Genomic DNA, 15,191 nt, shown 5'->3' with positions numbered 1-15,191 from the left:
TTTAAGCTGAGTACATTCAAAATAATTAATCATACTTTTGCTTAAAATGTATTGAATGAAGCCCCTACTCTATTTCTTTATCTTCCTGAGCCTCTTCGCCTGCAAAAAAGCAGACAAAACGCTTAGTGAAGACGAGAATTATGAGGAGGTAGAAATCAAATATGCCACCGGATTTTCCATACATAAGTATCCGGAATTTACCAAGGTGATTGTTCACTCTCCCTGGCCCGATGCTGAAAAAGATTTAGTGTATATACTTGTGGATAAGCCTGGAGACATTCCGGAACATATATCTTATGATGCGGTCATCCATCTGCCTGTTGAAAAGTTGGTAACCACCTCTACCACGCATATTCCATCACTTATCACTTTAAATAAGATTGACAAGCTCGTCGGTTTCCCCAATCTTGATTTTATCTCTTCTGAAAAAGCCAGAGCTTTAATCAATGCCGGAAAGGTGAAGGAATTAGGAAAAAATGAAAGCCTTAATACTGAAATTTTACTTTCAGTAAATCCGGATGTGGTCTTTAGTTTTGGGATTGAGGGGCAGAATAAAACCTTAAACCAGATCCAGAAGTCCGGAATTCCTGTGGTCTATAACGGGGACTGGCTGGAAAAGGATGTGCTGGGCAAAGCCGAATGGATCAAGTTTTTTGGTGTTTTTTTGGGTGAGTTAGACCTTTCCATAGAAGCATTTGATCAGGTTGAAACCGATTATAAAGCTTTGAAAGAAAAAGCTGAAGAAATTGCAGAGAAACCCAGTGTTATTTCAGGAGCTATGCACCAGGATCGCTGGTATTTGCCTTATGGAACGAGCTGGCAGGCTCAGTTATTTGAAGATGCCAATGCTGAGTATGTATATAAAGATACTCGAGGCAAAGGCAGCGCTGCTTTTTCTTTTGAAAAGGTTCTGGAAGATGCCAAAGCGGCCGAATTTTGGATTTCGCCAGCTCAGTTTACTTCCTATGCTCAGCTTTTAGAAAGCAATATGCATTATCAGGAATTTGAAGCTTTTCAGGAAAAAAATATATACACCATGGCATCGACCACGGGTGAAACCGGTGGTGTTCTTTTTTATGAAATCGGTCCTAACCGTCCCGATTTAGTCCTGAAGGACCTGGTGAAGATATTTCATCCGGAACTTTTGGAAAACGAGGAGTTTACCTTTTTTAAAGCATTGGAAATTGAGTAAATCACTTATAAATCATATTCTACTCCTGTCGCTCTTGTTCCTTGGCATTATACTGAGCCTGTCCTTAGGCTCTGTTTCTATCCCCTTTTTGGATATTCTAAAAAGTCTGCTGGGGTCAAGCCTGGACAATTCTACCTGGGAGTATATTATTCTCCAGTACAGGTTACCCAAAACCATTACCGCCATCCTCATTGGTTCAGGACTTGCGGTAAGTGGCTTATTGATGCAAACCCTGTTCAGAAATCCTTTGGCCGGGCCTTATGTCCTTGGTTTAAGTAGCGGAGCCAGTCTGGGTGTTGCCTTTTTAATCATGGGCGCCGGTTTGTTTTCTGGAATTTTCGGAGAGCTTATCTTTTCCAAATGGGCCATTATTCTGGCTGCAAGCGGAGGGAGTCTGCTGGTCATGCTGGCGGTTTTATCCACTGCTCAAAGGGTTAAAGACACTATGACTTTACTCATCATTGGATTGATGGTAGCCAGTCTCACCTCTGCCATCGTAAGTATTTTGGCTTATTTTAGCGATTCAAATAATCTTCAGCTTTATATCTTTTGGTCCTTCGGCAGTCTGGGAAATTTATCCTGGCAGGAAGTTGGTATTTTGGCAGCCTGCTGGTTTACAGGACTTGGCTTCGCTATTTTCTGTCTTAAAAATTTGAACGCTTTACTTCTTGGAGAAAATTACGCTAAGAGCATGGGGGTTCAGCTGAAAAGCAACCGGGTTTTGATTATTGTTTCTACATCCGTTCTGGCGGGTAGCGCCACCGCATTTGCAGGACCAATAGCTTTTGTAGGTCTTGCAGTACCACATCTGATAAGACAACTTATCCCCACCAACGATCACCGGGTTTTATTACCCAGTATTATAGTGGGGGGAGCGATATTAATGCTGGTTTGTGATGTCATCGCTCAGCTTCCGGGAAATGAAAACACACTGCCAATAAATGCTGTAACATCACTGTTTGGTGCGCCGGTAGTCATTTGGCTGCTTTTAAGAAAACGCAAACTCAATTTTTAAAATGTCTTCAGAACTCAATCCCGATAACATTTTACTTTCCACGTCCTCCTTACATATTGGCTACAGTCAAAAAAAAGAGGTGATTTCTGTGGCTGAGGCTATTAATTTCGAGATCAAAGCCGGTGAACTGGTAGCTTTAATTGGTATCAACGGCTCCGGGAAATCTACTTTGCTGAAAACCTTATCCGGTCAGATTCCTGCTTTGGCAGGGAGTGTAAAGATTGACAACCATTTGTTGTCTGAGCTGGATTTAAAAGGTTTAGGTTCCTTTATGAGTTTGGTTTTGACCAATGAGCACGTTTCAAAGCAATTAACGGTCATGGAACTGGTGGCTTTAGGCAGACATCCCTATACCAACTGGCTGGGACACTTAAGTCAGAAGGATGTTGAAAAGGTACACCAGGCCCTAATCCAGGTGGATTTACTTCAGAAAAAAGATAAATTATGCCAGTCCCTAAGCGATGGCCAATTTCAGAAAGTCTTAATCGCAAGAGCCTTGGCCCAGGATACAGCACTGATCTTAATGGATGAACCCACCACGCATCTGGACATGTTCCATAAGGCTTACGTCCTAAAGCTTTTGAAATCCATTGTTAAAAACTCTCAAAAAAGCATTCTATATGCGTCTCATGAAATTAACCTGGCCCTTCAGTTATGTGACAGGATTATTCTCATCGACAAACAGCAAGTAATCTGCGGCTCCCCTTCAGAATTGATTCATAAGGGGGCATTTAATGGTTTATTCCCGAAAGATTTTATCGTTTTCGATGAACACTCCCGCACGTTTAAAATGAAAATCAGTGGAGACTAATCGCGACCAAAAAGCTTTCTCATAACAAATACGTGCGGAAATGTGATAGCCGCAATAAAAGCAAAGACTAAGGATAAGAAATTTTTTGAGTCTTTGAATAGCCATACCACCACGCCCATACCTATAATAGAAGCCAGCCAATACGGGAAAGCTTTTTTAAAGTATTTAAAAAAGTTTTTGAAATCGAACTCACCATACAGAGAATTAACTTGATCTTTTAAGGAGGGTAAGCTGTGCCACAGCACAAAATATACGGCAAAACTCCACACCACATCACTCACGTAAAATAAGCCTGAAAACAAAATGAGGTAAAGCACATCGCGAAGAGCTGAAGATTTAAGTGCTGCATTTTTCTTTGAAAGAATGACGTAAAAAATTAAGCTGCCCAGCAATGAACTCAGAAGCAGGTATAGAAGAAGACTTTCAGAGACAAGGTAACCCGTCATGTCCTGAATAATCAGAATGACTTCTTGGCTGTTAAAATAAAGGATAAGAAATAAAACCAGCAAGCCGTAACTCAGATAGAATAAGGAGGCTAAAGCCGATGCTTGGTTAGAAATCTTATGATGAAAATGCTGTTCTCCAAAATGGTACCCGCTTATCAACACAAAAGCGATCAGCGCTATAAAAGGGATCACATAAAAAACAACCACAAAGGCGAGGACCACACCTAAATAAATAAATAAGGATCTTATAAATTGATTTTGTTTAGGCTTATCGTTCAATTTTTCAATCACGAATAGATCATTGGAACCATGCAAAATACCGAAACTAAAGATTCCCATAAAGGCTATAACATACTGAACCTCTTGAGACAAGAACACAGGCAGGACCAAAGCTATAAAGGTTAAAGCAATTATTGTTTTAAAAAAAATACTCTTATTAAATTTCATATTTTACAAAAATAAATGAAAAAATTTCTTAAAAGGAAAAAATGGTGTTTAATTTATTACTACATTTGATTAAACAAACTTAAATATTTTAGTACTATGAGAACTTTTATGTATTTAATGGCCGACGTCTCAAAAATCGCAAATGACGATTATGTTGGTTTCACTTTTTTTGTAGGCAGTATGGCTATGATGGCCGCTTCTGCCTTTTTCTTTTTATCATTAAGCCAATTTGATAAAAAGTGGAGAACATCAGTTTTAGTTTCTGGTTTAATTACTTTCATTGCCGCAGTTCATTACTTCTACATGAGAGATTACTGGGATGCTTTTCAAGAGTCACCTACATTCTTTAGATATGTAGACTGGGTGTTAACTGTCCCATTAATGTGTGTTGAATTCTTCTTAATCTTAAGAGTTGCCGGCGCTAAAAAATCATTGATGTGGAAATTGATTTTCTGGTCTGTTGTGATGCTTGTAACAGGTTATTTTGGTGAAGCTGTTTCTCCGGAATATTCGTGGCAGTGGGGTCTAGCTTCAGGTATTGCTTACTTCATCATTGTATACATTATCTGGTTTGGTGAAGCTAAGAAATTGGCAACCTCAGCAGGTGGTGAAGTACTGAAAGCTCACAATATCCTTTGCTGGTTTGTACTTGTAGGATGGGCTATCTATCCTATCGGTTACATCTTAGGTACACCAGGTGGATTATTCGGTTACGACTTTGGAGTAGATGCTTCTTTTATGAATGTAGTCTACAACATTGGAGATGCTGTGAATAAAATAGGTTTCGGACTTGTTATTTATTCATTAGCTATCAAATCTTCTAAATAAATCAACTTACCTTATTGAATTAATAAGCCGAATCTTTACAGATTCGGCTTATTTTTTTATAGAATTTAACCTTGACTAACTAAACCTTCAATTTCCTTAAAACCTAAGTTTCGAGCATGGTCCCTGGCAGATAGCCCATCCTGGTCTTTAATGCTTATATCTGCTCCATGAGACATCAATAACTTCACCATATCAGGCTGATTATAACTTACCGCATAGATTATTGCCGTTGCTCCTTTTTTATTGGTGAGATTCACATCAGCTCCTTTTTTTAAAAGTAATTCGGCCATTTTTAAATTCCCTTTAAAGCTCACCCCCATCAAAGCAGTATTGCCCGAGATATCCTGAGCATTTAGGTTGGGATTAAATTTCATCAAATAATTGACCAGTTCTTCGTTGCCCATATAGGTTGCATATAACAAGGGTGTAAAGCCTCTTTCATCAGCTTGATTAATTAGCTCTGGATTAACATCTAATAATCGCCTTACGGCTTCAAAATCCTGATTCTTGACTGCTTCTATTAATTTCATGTGTTTTAGAGTTTAAAAATCCAATATAAAATAAATAAATCTTCTATTTCAAACCTAATTCTAATTTGACCTGTGAAAATAAATCAAGTTTTAAAGACTAATCAGTGCTAAATACTTAAAGTTAATAATTATTGCTTTTTTTGTAGAAAAAATGAAATCCATTCCAAGAAGTAAAAAGTAACGCAATCGATATAGAAGCTTAGATCCTGCTATCAAAAGCTTTCCGATTATATGTTTATAAAACTTTAACTATAAAATAGCAATAATTCAATAGTTAAGGCAAGTACAAAATAAGCTAATCTATTCTCAACCTTAGTTTTGCAAAAAAATTCAGATATGAGAATTTTAGTGCTTGCAATTGTGTTAATGGCTTTACATCCGTTCAGTTCAGATTTGTATGCTCAAAATTTACAAGCTGACTGTGAGTGTGATTTTGTGATTGATAATGAAAATCAAAACATACCAAGTAGTCAAGGTAATTCTGGAAAAGGTACTGAGGATAAAACAGTTTGTTTTACTGGTAACTTTGAGTATAATTTAGTGAATGAGGTTCTTGGAAAAAATGTAAGCCTTTGCGTCGGTGAAGGTGTTAAGCTGAATATAGATAGAATTGATTTTAAAGGTGATAAAACTATTCACAACTTTGGTATTTTAAATTTACTTGACAACTCACTCACCACAAAAAACAATAGGCCCTTAGTTTTTTCGAAGCAAGGCGAAATTGCTTTTACTGGTATTGAACGACAGGTCATTGACTTCATGAATCGGACCGAAATCGGTTCTCTCAGCATTAACAATCAAAACGATGTGGAATTAATTCAGGGGAATTTAGATGTATTTCGAAATATTGAATTGCTTAACGGAAATTTGATTACCAATCACTCAGGAACTACTCCGGAAGAAAATCTGATTACTTTCAAGTCAGATTCAGTAAATACTGCCATATTAAGAGAGGTAGCTGGCTCTAATAGGATTATAGGTGCAATAAGAGTTGAGCGTTATTTATCAAAATCCAATAGAGCATTCAGGTACCTGAGTTCTTCATTGAATTCTGCAGCATCAATACAGGACAACTGGCAAGAAGGTGTAAATAATACCGTCAATAATTATAATTCGAATAAAAACCCAAACCCAGGTTACGGTACTCATATTACCGGAAACCTACAAGGCAACAATGGTTTTGATGCATCGCTTACCGGGAATCCTTCTTTATTTAGCTGGAATTCCAGTTCTGGAAACTGGGAAGCAATTGCCAATACCGACCAAACACTGCTGAAAGCTGGAAAAGCTTACAGCTTATTGGTAAGAGGTGACCGAAGCACAAACATTTACACTAGTAACTCAGCTTACGAAGGCTCTACTACTTTACGCAGTTTAGGAGAACTTGTTGTCGGTAATGTGGATCTCTCAGACCAACTGAATAAAACTCCAGCCGGTTTTTCTTTGGTTGGAAACCCTTATCAAGCTCAAGTAGATATTAAGAAAACCCTGCAGAAAAGTTCATCTCACCTGAAACGAAATTTCTATTATGCCTGGTCTCCAGCTCTTCAGACCCGAGGGGGCTATGTGACTGTAGATTTGGATACAAATCCAGTGGAATATATTCCTGCCGGGAAAGATTTTACTTCCACTACTCAAAAAAACTTTCGGTTTATTCAACCCAATCAATCTGTATTTATTGAAACAGCAAATTCTGCGAGTGAGCAGACTCCTCCTACTTTAATTTTTAAGGAAGAATTCAAAACTAAAAATACAGTATCCAACCAGGTTTTCAGTATTCCTGAGCAAATTGGTAAAATTGATCTTACACTTGCCAGAAAACAGGACAACCAAGTTGTTGATGGAGTTCGTTTCAAATTCAGTGAAAACTATGCCAACGAAGTCAATCAGTATGATGCTACCAAAGTATGGAATAACGAAGAAGCATTCAGTATTGTGTCCAATAATGCTAATTACTTAGCTATAGAAAAAAGACAATATCCAGATGTTGGAGAACAACTTAAGTTTTGGATTGGAAATTACACTACCCAGGAGTACACCATGCTTATTGAGCTATCTGATATTGAAGGCTATGAGGTCTTTTTGAAGGACAATTATTTAGACCGTATGATTATACTCGAAAATGGAGGAAATAATATTGACTTCACTGTAGATAAATCAATAGCAGAATCGAGTTCATCGGATAGATTTGAACTAAGATTCGAACCAGTCACTTTAAGTACTCAAAATAGCGTTGAATCTGAGGTTTTTGAATTATATCCTAATCCATCATCTCGTGGATTAGTTTACTTAAGGCATGATCCCATGACTAGCGAAGAATCAGCCGTTGAAGTCTTTTCTATGCTTGGTCAAAAAATGAAAGTTGCCAGTGAGCGTGTATCCAATTCAGAAGTAAAACTCAACGTGAGTTCGCTTTCTACTGGCCTTTACCTTGTTAAACTTTCAAACAGCACACAAAGCCGTACGAAAAAGTTGATTATTAAGTAACTTCATTGGATGGAGGTAAGAATTTTCTAATATCTGATAGCCTTATGGCAGAATGGGAAGCATGGTGCAAAACCTTTCCATTTCTAATAACTAATATTTGGGGAGACTGATGCAAGACCTGGAAACGTCTTGTGATTTCGTTAGACACATCTCTATGTGACAAGAGATCCAAATAAAGCATCTCTATATTATCGTTATTGAAATCTATCTCATTTTGGAACTGATGCCAAACCATATGGCTGATTCCACAGGAAACAGAATGTTTGAAAATAACCACCAGTTTTTCTTCCGATAGCTTTTCCAACGCATCCAATTGGGAAAGCTCATCTAAAGTCCGCCAGGTAAATTCAGATGCTTTTGACTTATCTGCAGTTTGAGTTGGCTTAACATTAAATAGTTGATCAAAAAATCCCATAATAGTTCTAATTTATAAATTTGCTGCTAGCTGCTTTCAGCCATGAAGTAAGCTCTGAAGTTATCCTTAAAACATAAAGTCTAAAACTAATCAGTTACTTATATTCGCAAAGTTAAAATATCTAGAGATAGAATGAGTGAAATTGCAGAAAAGAGAAGTGTTTCCGATAAAGAAATACATCTACTCAATAAAAAATACAAATCCCTGAGCATTGTTGATCGTATTAAAACTTTGTACGAAGATTTTGATCAATCTGAAGTTATGGTAACCAGTTCATTTGCTGCTACCTCTGCTTTTTTACTAAAACTATTTTCAGAAGTGAATACGGATCAGGTCATATACTTTATAGATACGGGATACCACTTTGAAGAAACTTTGGACTATAAGAAACAACTGAGTCAAACCTATCATTTGAATGTAAAATCGGTTAGCGCGCTTTCTCATGAGCATGAGTTCACCACCAAGGATAAAACCTGGTCTAAAAATCCAGATTTTTGCTGTTCCATCAATAAGGTTAAACCTCTGGAGGTCATCAAAAATAAATACACCGTCTGGGTTTCCGGTCTTATGGAATGGCAAAGTGACCATAGAAATACATTGAATATTTTTGAACAACGCGGAGAAATCTTAAAATTTTATCCCCTTCTGGACGTCACTAAAGAAGAAAGAGATGATTTTATTAGAAAACATCATCTGCCATTTCACCCTCTGGTGAGCAAAGGCTATCATTCTATAGGCTGCAAACACTGCACTGTTCCAGGCGATGACAGAAGCGGACGCTGGAATAATAACCCCAAAACCGAATGTGGCTTACATCTATAATTTTAAAAATACTACTTTGTTTTACATAGTACTGTAACAAATTCAGTTTTCATTCGTCTATATAATAGATATTAATCTTTAAAACGAATACTCATGGAAACTACAGTAGAAAACAACGCATTGGACTCCAGCAGAAAACCAGTATCAAGAGCCCACAAATTAGAACTCAAAACTACACGCTTAAAATACTGGAACAGCCTACGCCGTTATCATTATTAATAAAGCGGTCTCAAAAAATAAATCCAATTATCATTCTGAACCTGCCTAACTGCACACAGCAGGCAGGTTTATTTTCAGAATCTTAGTATACTACTGTAAAAGACTCTGAAACCAGCAGAGGCTAACAGGAATAAAGTTCTGAGACCGCTTTTTAAAATTTGGAACTTTTGCTTATAGCAAAGTTGTTGGACAAACGTAATTGGTTATTGGAATAGCTTCATGCTCTAAGATTTCTTCAAAACCTCCAATCACATCCACCACCTTATCAATTCCGCGTTGTTTCAAGATTGAGGCTGCAATCATACTTCTGTAGCCACCTTCACAATAGATGATGAATTCAGTTTTTGGAAATTCAGCTAAATACTTGTTCAATTCATTTAAAGGTGTGTTTTCTGCATTTTTAAGATGCTGAGATTGATATTCACTTTTCTTGCGCACATCAAATACCTTAGCTGAATTGGTCTTTAATCTATCTTCCAGTTCCTTTACACTTATCCTGTCTATTGAATCTATTTCTCTTCCAGATGCTTGCCAAGCCTCCATTCCACCTTTCAAATAACCAATTGCATGATCATAACCAACTCTGGCCAAACGAATAATACTTTCTTCCTCTTTTCCTGGATCTGTAACGAGAAGAATTTGTTGCTTAATATCCGGTATGAGTTCTCCTACCCACTGGGCAAAGTTATTGTCCAATCCAATATTTACACTATTTGGTATAAATGCTTTGTGAAAATCCTTAGCTTCTCGGGTGTCAAGAATCAATGCCCTGCTTTCATTCGCTGCGGCTTCGAAAGCATTGGGCTCTAAAGGCTGTTCTCCTCTCGCTATGATGTCATCAATACTTTCGTAACCTTGAATATTCATCAATACATTTTTCGGGAAATAACCAGGAGGTGGCGCTAAGCCATCAAGAAGTTCGTTGATAAATTCATCTTTGGTCATGTCCGGACGCAAAGCATAATTTGTTTTTTTCTGGTTTCCCAGGGTATCTGTAGTTTCCTGACTCATCATTTTACCGCAGGCACTCCCCGCCCCATGGTTGGGATACACGATCAAATCATCTGGCAAAGGCATGATTTTATTTCGAAGGGAATCGTATAAATGTGCCGCAAGCTTTTCTTCAGTTAGGTCGGCAATAACGTGCTGAGCAAGATCTGGTCGACCTACATCTCCAATAAATAAAGTGTCTCCGGTAATAATTCCATGTGGTTTTCCATTTTCATCTATCAGCAAATAGGTTGTGGATTCCATGGTATGCCCTGGCGTATGCATAGCCCTAATTGTATAATCTCCGACTTTAAATTCTTGAGAGTCTTTAGCAATAAGTGCCTCAAAATTGGGCTTAGCGGTAGGTCCGTAAACGATATCGGCTCCAGTCTTTTTGGCTAAATCCAAATGACCACTCACAAAATCAGCGTGAAAATGAGTTTCAAACACATACTTGATTTGAGCCTGGTCCTGATTGGCCTGGTCTATATAAGGCTGGACTTCTCTAAGGGGGTCAAAAATAGCTGCCTCGCCATTACTTTCAACATAATAAGCTGCGTGAGCAATACATCCTGTATAAATCTGTTCAACTTTCATAATTTGTTTTTTTAAGTATGAAGCTAAATTAAGATGAACATGAAACCGGGAAAGATACTAAAGTTACAAAACCGACTAAAAATCAGGATTATATGATAAATATCAGTTTTTGAAGCTTAATCAAAAAATGATTTTCTAAATTGACTGGGAGTCATTCCTTCCTGTTTTTTGAATTGCGTATTGAAATAACTGGAACTATTGAAACCGCATGAAAAGGCAATTTCAGAGAGTTTGGAAGATGAAGTTCTGATAAGCTTTTTGGCTTGTTTTAAGCGTTCTCGATTCAAATACTCTATCGGGGTTTCTCCAAGTGTGTTTTTAAAAGTCTTATAAAAATGAGAGGAACTCATACAGGCTTTATCAGCTAAATTCTCAACGCTTATATCTTCTCTATAATTCTCACGTATATATTTTAAAACAAAAGCCATTCTATTATTATCAAACAGGCAGGAAGTTTCATCGAGTAATGCAGCTCGTGCGTTGGTTTGCAATAAACGTAAAATCAGTTCTTTTATCATGAGATCTAGCAATGCATCTTTGGATTTATGACCGCTTGTAAACGTTTGTAAGAGTCTGTCAATAAGTTGTTGCACCTGCATATTGTTATTGAGGTGGAGGGGGGACAAATTAAGATTAGAACTCATCACAAAATGATCTTCAATTTCAGTGGCATTTTGATAGGCTTCAATCGTTTCCTGAATTTTTTGAGAATCTATACCGAGAGCCATACATAGCGTCGGAGAATCTATTGTGGCCTCTGGAAAGTCAATAATCATTTTCTTCTTGGCTGGTAAAACAACAGATTCACCAGGAAGAAAATCAAAAGTAGCTTTGTTTTCTAAATGCATAATTTTCTTACCCGAAATCATACTGGCTATGATGGGAAAATCAAACTCCAGGTAAACCTGATCCGCCTTTTTACGGGTTTCATAAATATTCATCTCGGCGAAATCAGCAGAGTATACCCTTCTGTTTTCGACTAGGGTTTCAATTTTTCTTGGGCTTTGACGGGATTGTAACATGAGCTTTTATAAAGTCTTAAACAAAAGAGGATAATGATATTTAAAAATAGGATTATTATACAATAAACAATTATTATAGACTAATTTTAACTAATTCTAATTTCTAAATACATAATATTATGAATTACACAAAGCCAAAATTCAAGGAAAAGTACGGCAACTATATCAATGGAGAGTTCATAGATCCTATCGGTGGGCAATATTTTGAAAATACGTCACCTACCAATAATCAATTGATTGCCAAATACCCCCGATCTCAAAAAGAAGATGTAGAGAATGCAGTAGATGCTGCCAATGCGGCAAAAGAAGCCTGGGGAAATACTTCTGCAGCTCACAGATCCTCTATTTTGCAAAAGATCGCAGACGTGATTCAGGACAACCTCGATGAGTTTGCGGCCATAGATACCTATGACAATGGTAAAGCCATCAGAGAAACTGTAAATGCAGATATTCCCCTTGCTGTAGATCATTTTAGATATTTTGCTTCAGTAATAAGAGCTGAAGAAGGAAGTGCAACAGAACTGAATGAAAACACTCTTTCTCTCATCATAAAAGAACCTCTTGGTGTAGTCGCGCAAATCATTCCCTGGAATTTCCCAATGCTTATGCTTGCCTGGAAAGTAGCTCCTGCCCTAGCCTCTGGAAATTGCGTGGTTTTAAAACCAGCCGAACAAACCCCGAGTTCAGCAACATTTCTCATGGAAAAAATAGGCCATTTACTCCCTCCAGGGGTTTTGAATGTAATTCACGGTTTTGGTCCTGAAGCAGGAAAACCTTTAGCCTCAAGTTCCAAGGTGAATAAAGTGGCTTTCACAGGAGAAACGACAACCGGACAAATGATTATGCAATATGCTTCCAAAAATCTAAATCCCGTGACCATGGAGTTAGGGGGAAAATCACCCAATATATTCTTCAATTCGGTCATGGATCAGGACGATGAGTTTTTGGATAAATGTATTGAGGGAGCCGTTTTGTTTGCCTTCAATCAAGGGGAAGTTTGTACCTGCCCTTCTCGACTATTGGTTCAAGAAGATATTTACGACAAGTTTATGGATCGTGTTGTAAAACGCACCAAAGCTATCATCCAGGGAGATCCCTTCGACCCCAATACTCAAATAGGAGCTCAGGCTTCCAACGACCAGTATGAAAAAATACTGTCCTATATGAACATTGGTAAAGATGAGGGGGCAAAGGTGCTTTGTGGTGGAGAAGCTTTCAAAGCAAGCGGTGAATATGCGGATGGCTTTTACATTCAGCCTACAATTCTGGAAGGCCATAACAAGATGAGAGTGTTCCAGGAAGAGATTTTCGGACCTGTCCTTGCCGTTTGTAAATTCAAGGATGAAGCTGAAGCTATAGAAATTGCTAACGACACACTTTACGGACTTGGGGCCGGTGTATGGACTCGAGATGCTCACCAACTTTATCAAATACCCAGAGCCATAAAAGCGGGTAGAGTTTGGGTCAATTGTTACCATGATTACCCAGCACATGCACCCTTTGGCGGTTACAAGAAATCTGGTTTTGGCCGAGAAAATCACTTGATGATGCTCAACCACTATCGTCAAACCAAAAACATGCTGATTTCTTATGACAGAAACAAACTTGGTTTCTTTTAGACCTGATTAAAAACCGCAATATCATACATCTTAAGTTTTTAGGTTACCCAGAATTAGATTGTGGTAATTTAGAAGTTAAGAGGTTTGATTTCAACTTTTAAACCAATTTCACATGGTGTATACCCGAGTAGATATCACTAAAAGAGCAGAAAAACTTTTACAAGACTTGAAAGCTAAACATGGAAAAGTCATTTTTCATCAAAGTGGAGGTTGTTGCGATGGCTCTTCACCTATGCTGCTGCCTGAAGAGGATTTTTATCTGGATGAATCTGATATTCTTATGGGAGAGATTGGCGGAGTGAAATTTTATATGAATGAAGCTCAGTTTGACTATTGGAAACATACTCATCTTACGGTAGATGTAACTCAAGGCCGTGGTTCTAGTTTTTCTTTGGAAATTCCAGAAGGTTACCGGTTCTTGATTAAATCCAGACTGCTTACAAAAGAGGAAGAGCTTTATTTTAACGAATGAAACTGATTTTGCTCAATGACAATATCAGAAGTGACTTTTTTTAGATATTCAACAAAGGAATCATTGGTTTTTGGTGCAAAATAAATTTCTTTATCCCCATTGTAGATGAGGACTAAACCTTTTTTAGCTAAAGCGATCTTTTTACCTTTCCATGAGGTTTTATCTAGCATAACTTTTTTGATTTGCTCCAGAGGGATATTTCCATAAAAAGGCCCGCTTCTGTAACTGACCTTCCGATCGGTTATTTTATAACTCGTATCCAAAAAAATCCAAATCACCAGTAACCAAAGCGAAGCAACAATAGTAGCCAAAACAAAGACATAAGTTTCTGAAAAATTCATCATCAGCAAATTCTGGCTAATCAATATGCCAAAAAGAAGTGATAATAAACAAAAAATAAAAATAAAGGTTTTGTCTATACGACTTTTGAATTTCATCTTCACTTATCTGATAAAGACGGGCTCACTTTCTTTCTCTGTATGTTCTTCAGAAAAGTGATAGTCTTCATAATTAAATCCTTTAATACCTTCAAGGGTTTTAACCTCATGGTCTATGATATACCTTACCATAAGTCCTCGGGCTTTTTTAGCATAAAAACTGATGATTTTCAATGTCCCATTTTTAAAATCTTTAAACACGGGAGAAATGATTTCAGCATGCAGCTTTTTAGAATTGACAGCTTTGAAGTACTCCTGACTTGCTAAATTGATAAGCAGTTCATCTGCTTCCAATTCTGAATTGAGTTGAGAAGTCACTTTGTCCTGCCAAAGCTCATACAGATTGTCATTTGACTCTATGGCTAATTTTGTTCCCATTTCAAGCCTGTAAGGCTGAATAAGATCTAAGGGACGAAGAACACCGTACATCCCTGACAAAATTCGCAGTGAATTTTGTAGATTTTCTAGCTTATCTTTTGGAATGGAATAGGCATCAATCCCTGTATAAACATCCCCGTCGAACATATAAATAGCGGGTCTGGCATTTTCAGGAGTATGTTTTTCTTCAAAATCCTGATATCGTCCATAATTGAGATCCGCGAGCTTATCGCTTATACTCATGAGTTCAGCAATGTCGTCTTTACTCATTCTCGCCAGTTTACGATTGATTTGCGCGGCGGTTTCTTCAAAAACCGGCTTGGTATAGCGATCTGTAGGTAGTTGATCCTCTTGATTGAGTGATTTGGCAGGAGATACGATTAATTTCATTTTTTTAGTTTAAAAATAAAGGAAATTAGGCAGGCAAAAAATCGCGTTAACTAATAATTTAAGATAAGACTGTT

General features: G+C 37.5%; 15 protein-coding genes. 8 read left to right on the top strand and 7 right to left on the bottom strand.

Translation table 11 applies throughout. The features are described 5' to 3' along the window. The first annotated feature begins 55 nt into the window (after positions 1–55). From BLP81_RS04040 to BLP81_RS04030, 3 genes are read left to right on the top strand one after another with little or no spacing between them, the layout of a single operon-like run. A complete protein-coding gene (locus BLP81_RS04040; RefSeq protein WP_093366017.1) occupies positions 56–1,192 on the top strand; it encodes an ABC transporter substrate-binding protein in 1,137 nt (378 codons plus the stop codon). Then, positions 1,185–2,207, top strand: a complete 1,023-nt coding sequence (locus tag BLP81_RS04035; RefSeq protein ID WP_093366014.1) for a FecCD family ABC transporter permease — start codon at positions 1,185–1,187, stop codon at positions 2,205–2,207. Before BLP81_RS04040 ends, BLP81_RS04035 begins: the two co-directional genes overlap by 8 nt. Before the next feature lies 1 nt (position 2,208). Continuing rightward, the gene (locus BLP81_RS04030; RefSeq protein ID WP_093366010.1) at positions 2,209–3,018 is read left to right on the top strand and encodes an ABC transporter ATP-binding protein; all 810 of its coding nucleotides are present in this window, start codon (positions 2,209–2,211) and stop codon (positions 3,016–3,018) included. On the opposite strand, the gene BLP81_RS04025 is transcribed toward BLP81_RS04030, so the two are convergent. Beyond that, a complete protein-coding gene (locus tag BLP81_RS04025; protein ID WP_093366008.1) occupies positions 3,015–3,911 on the bottom strand; it encodes a Brp/Blh family beta-carotene 15,15'-dioxygenase in 897 nt (298 codons plus the stop codon). The two genes, BLP81_RS04030 and BLP81_RS04025, sit on opposite strands and share 4 nt — an antisense overlap. A gap of 96 nt (positions 3,912–4,007) precedes the next feature. Here BLP81_RS04025 and BLP81_RS04020 point away from each other — a divergent pair, with 96 nt between their 5' ends. Then, positions 4,008–4,739 (top strand): bacteriorhodopsin-like, encoded by a 732-nt coding sequence (locus BLP81_RS04020; RefSeq protein ID WP_176752680.1) that lies wholly within the window; start codon positions 4,008–4,010, stop codon positions 4,737–4,739. A gap of 65 nt (positions 4,740–4,804) precedes the next feature. Here BLP81_RS04020 and BLP81_RS04015 read toward each other — a convergent pair whose 3' ends face one another. After that, positions 4,805–5,269 (bottom strand): ankyrin repeat domain-containing protein, encoded by a 465-nt coding sequence (locus tag BLP81_RS04015; RefSeq protein ID WP_093366006.1) that lies wholly within the window; start codon positions 5,267–5,269, stop codon positions 4,805–4,807. 336 nt (positions 5,270–5,605) lie between these two features. Here BLP81_RS04015 and BLP81_RS04010 point away from each other — a divergent pair, with 336 nt between their 5' ends. Continuing rightward, positions 5,606–7,756: a T9SS type A sorting domain-containing protein gene (locus BLP81_RS04010; protein WP_093366004.1), complete on the top strand. Its 2,151-nt coding sequence runs from the start codon at positions 5,606–5,608 to the stop codon at positions 7,754–7,756. Here BLP81_RS04010 and ytxJ read toward each other — a convergent pair. Next, a complete protein-coding gene (gene ytxJ, locus BLP81_RS04005; RefSeq protein ID WP_093366002.1) occupies positions 7,749–8,171 on the bottom strand; it encodes a bacillithiol system redox-active protein YtxJ in 423 nt (140 codons plus the stop codon). The genes BLP81_RS04010 and ytxJ overlap by 8 nt on opposite strands. A gap of 132 nt (positions 8,172–8,303) precedes the next feature. Here ytxJ and BLP81_RS04000 point away from each other — a divergent pair, with 132 nt between their 5' ends. Next, positions 8,304–8,993, top strand: coding sequence for a phosphoadenylyl-sulfate reductase (locus tag BLP81_RS04000; protein ID WP_093366000.1), 690 nt, complete (start codon positions 8,304–8,306; stop codon positions 8,991–8,993). Positions 8,994–9,383: 390 nt separating this feature from the next. Here BLP81_RS04000 and BLP81_RS03995 read toward each other — a convergent pair whose 3' ends face one another. After that, positions 9,384–10,799 (bottom strand): MBL fold metallo-hydrolase, encoded by a 1,416-nt coding sequence (locus BLP81_RS03995; protein ID WP_093365998.1) that lies wholly within the window; start codon positions 10,797–10,799, stop codon positions 9,384–9,386. Positions 10,800–10,915: 116 nt separating this feature from the next. Beyond that, positions 10,916–11,821, bottom strand: coding sequence for an AraC family transcriptional regulator (locus tag BLP81_RS03990; protein ID WP_093365996.1), 906 nt, complete (start codon positions 11,819–11,821; stop codon positions 10,916–10,918). 119 nt (positions 11,822–11,940) lie between these two features. Here BLP81_RS03990 and BLP81_RS03985 point away from each other — a divergent pair, with 119 nt between their 5' ends. Then, positions 11,941–13,440 carry an aldehyde dehydrogenase family protein gene (locus tag BLP81_RS03985; RefSeq protein WP_093365994.1) on the top strand — a complete coding sequence of 500 codons (1,500 nt, stop codon included), beginning with the start codon at positions 11,941–11,943 and terminating at the stop codon, positions 13,438–13,440. Between the two features lie 112 nt (positions 13,441–13,552). Then, a complete protein-coding gene (locus BLP81_RS03980; RefSeq protein ID WP_093365992.1) occupies positions 13,553–13,912 on the top strand; it encodes a DUF779 domain-containing protein in 360 nt (119 codons plus the stop codon). Here the strand turns inward: BLP81_RS03980 and BLP81_RS03975 are convergent. Both BLP81_RS03975 and yaaA read right to left on the bottom strand, forming a co-directional pair. Next, on the bottom strand, positions 13,897–14,349 hold the full coding sequence (locus BLP81_RS03975) for a PH domain-containing protein (RefSeq protein WP_093365990.1): 453 nt from the start codon (positions 14,347–14,349) through the stop codon (positions 13,897–13,899). The two genes, BLP81_RS03980 and BLP81_RS03975, sit on opposite strands and share 16 nt — an antisense overlap. 6 nt (positions 14,350–14,355) lie before the next feature. After that, positions 14,356–15,117: a peroxide stress protein YaaA gene (yaaA, locus tag BLP81_RS03970; protein WP_093365988.1), complete on the bottom strand. Its 762-nt coding sequence runs from the start codon at positions 15,115–15,117 to the stop codon at positions 14,356–14,358. Positions 15,118–15,191: the final 74 nt, after the last annotated feature.

The sequence above is a fragment of the Psychroflexus sediminis genome, assembly GCF_900099815.1.
GTDB lineage: Bacteria > Bacteroidota > Bacteroidia > Flavobacteriales > Flavobacteriaceae > Psychroflexus > Psychroflexus sediminis.
Note: the sequence above shows the minus strand (reverse complement) of the source record. Positions and strands in the feature narration are given on the sequence as shown.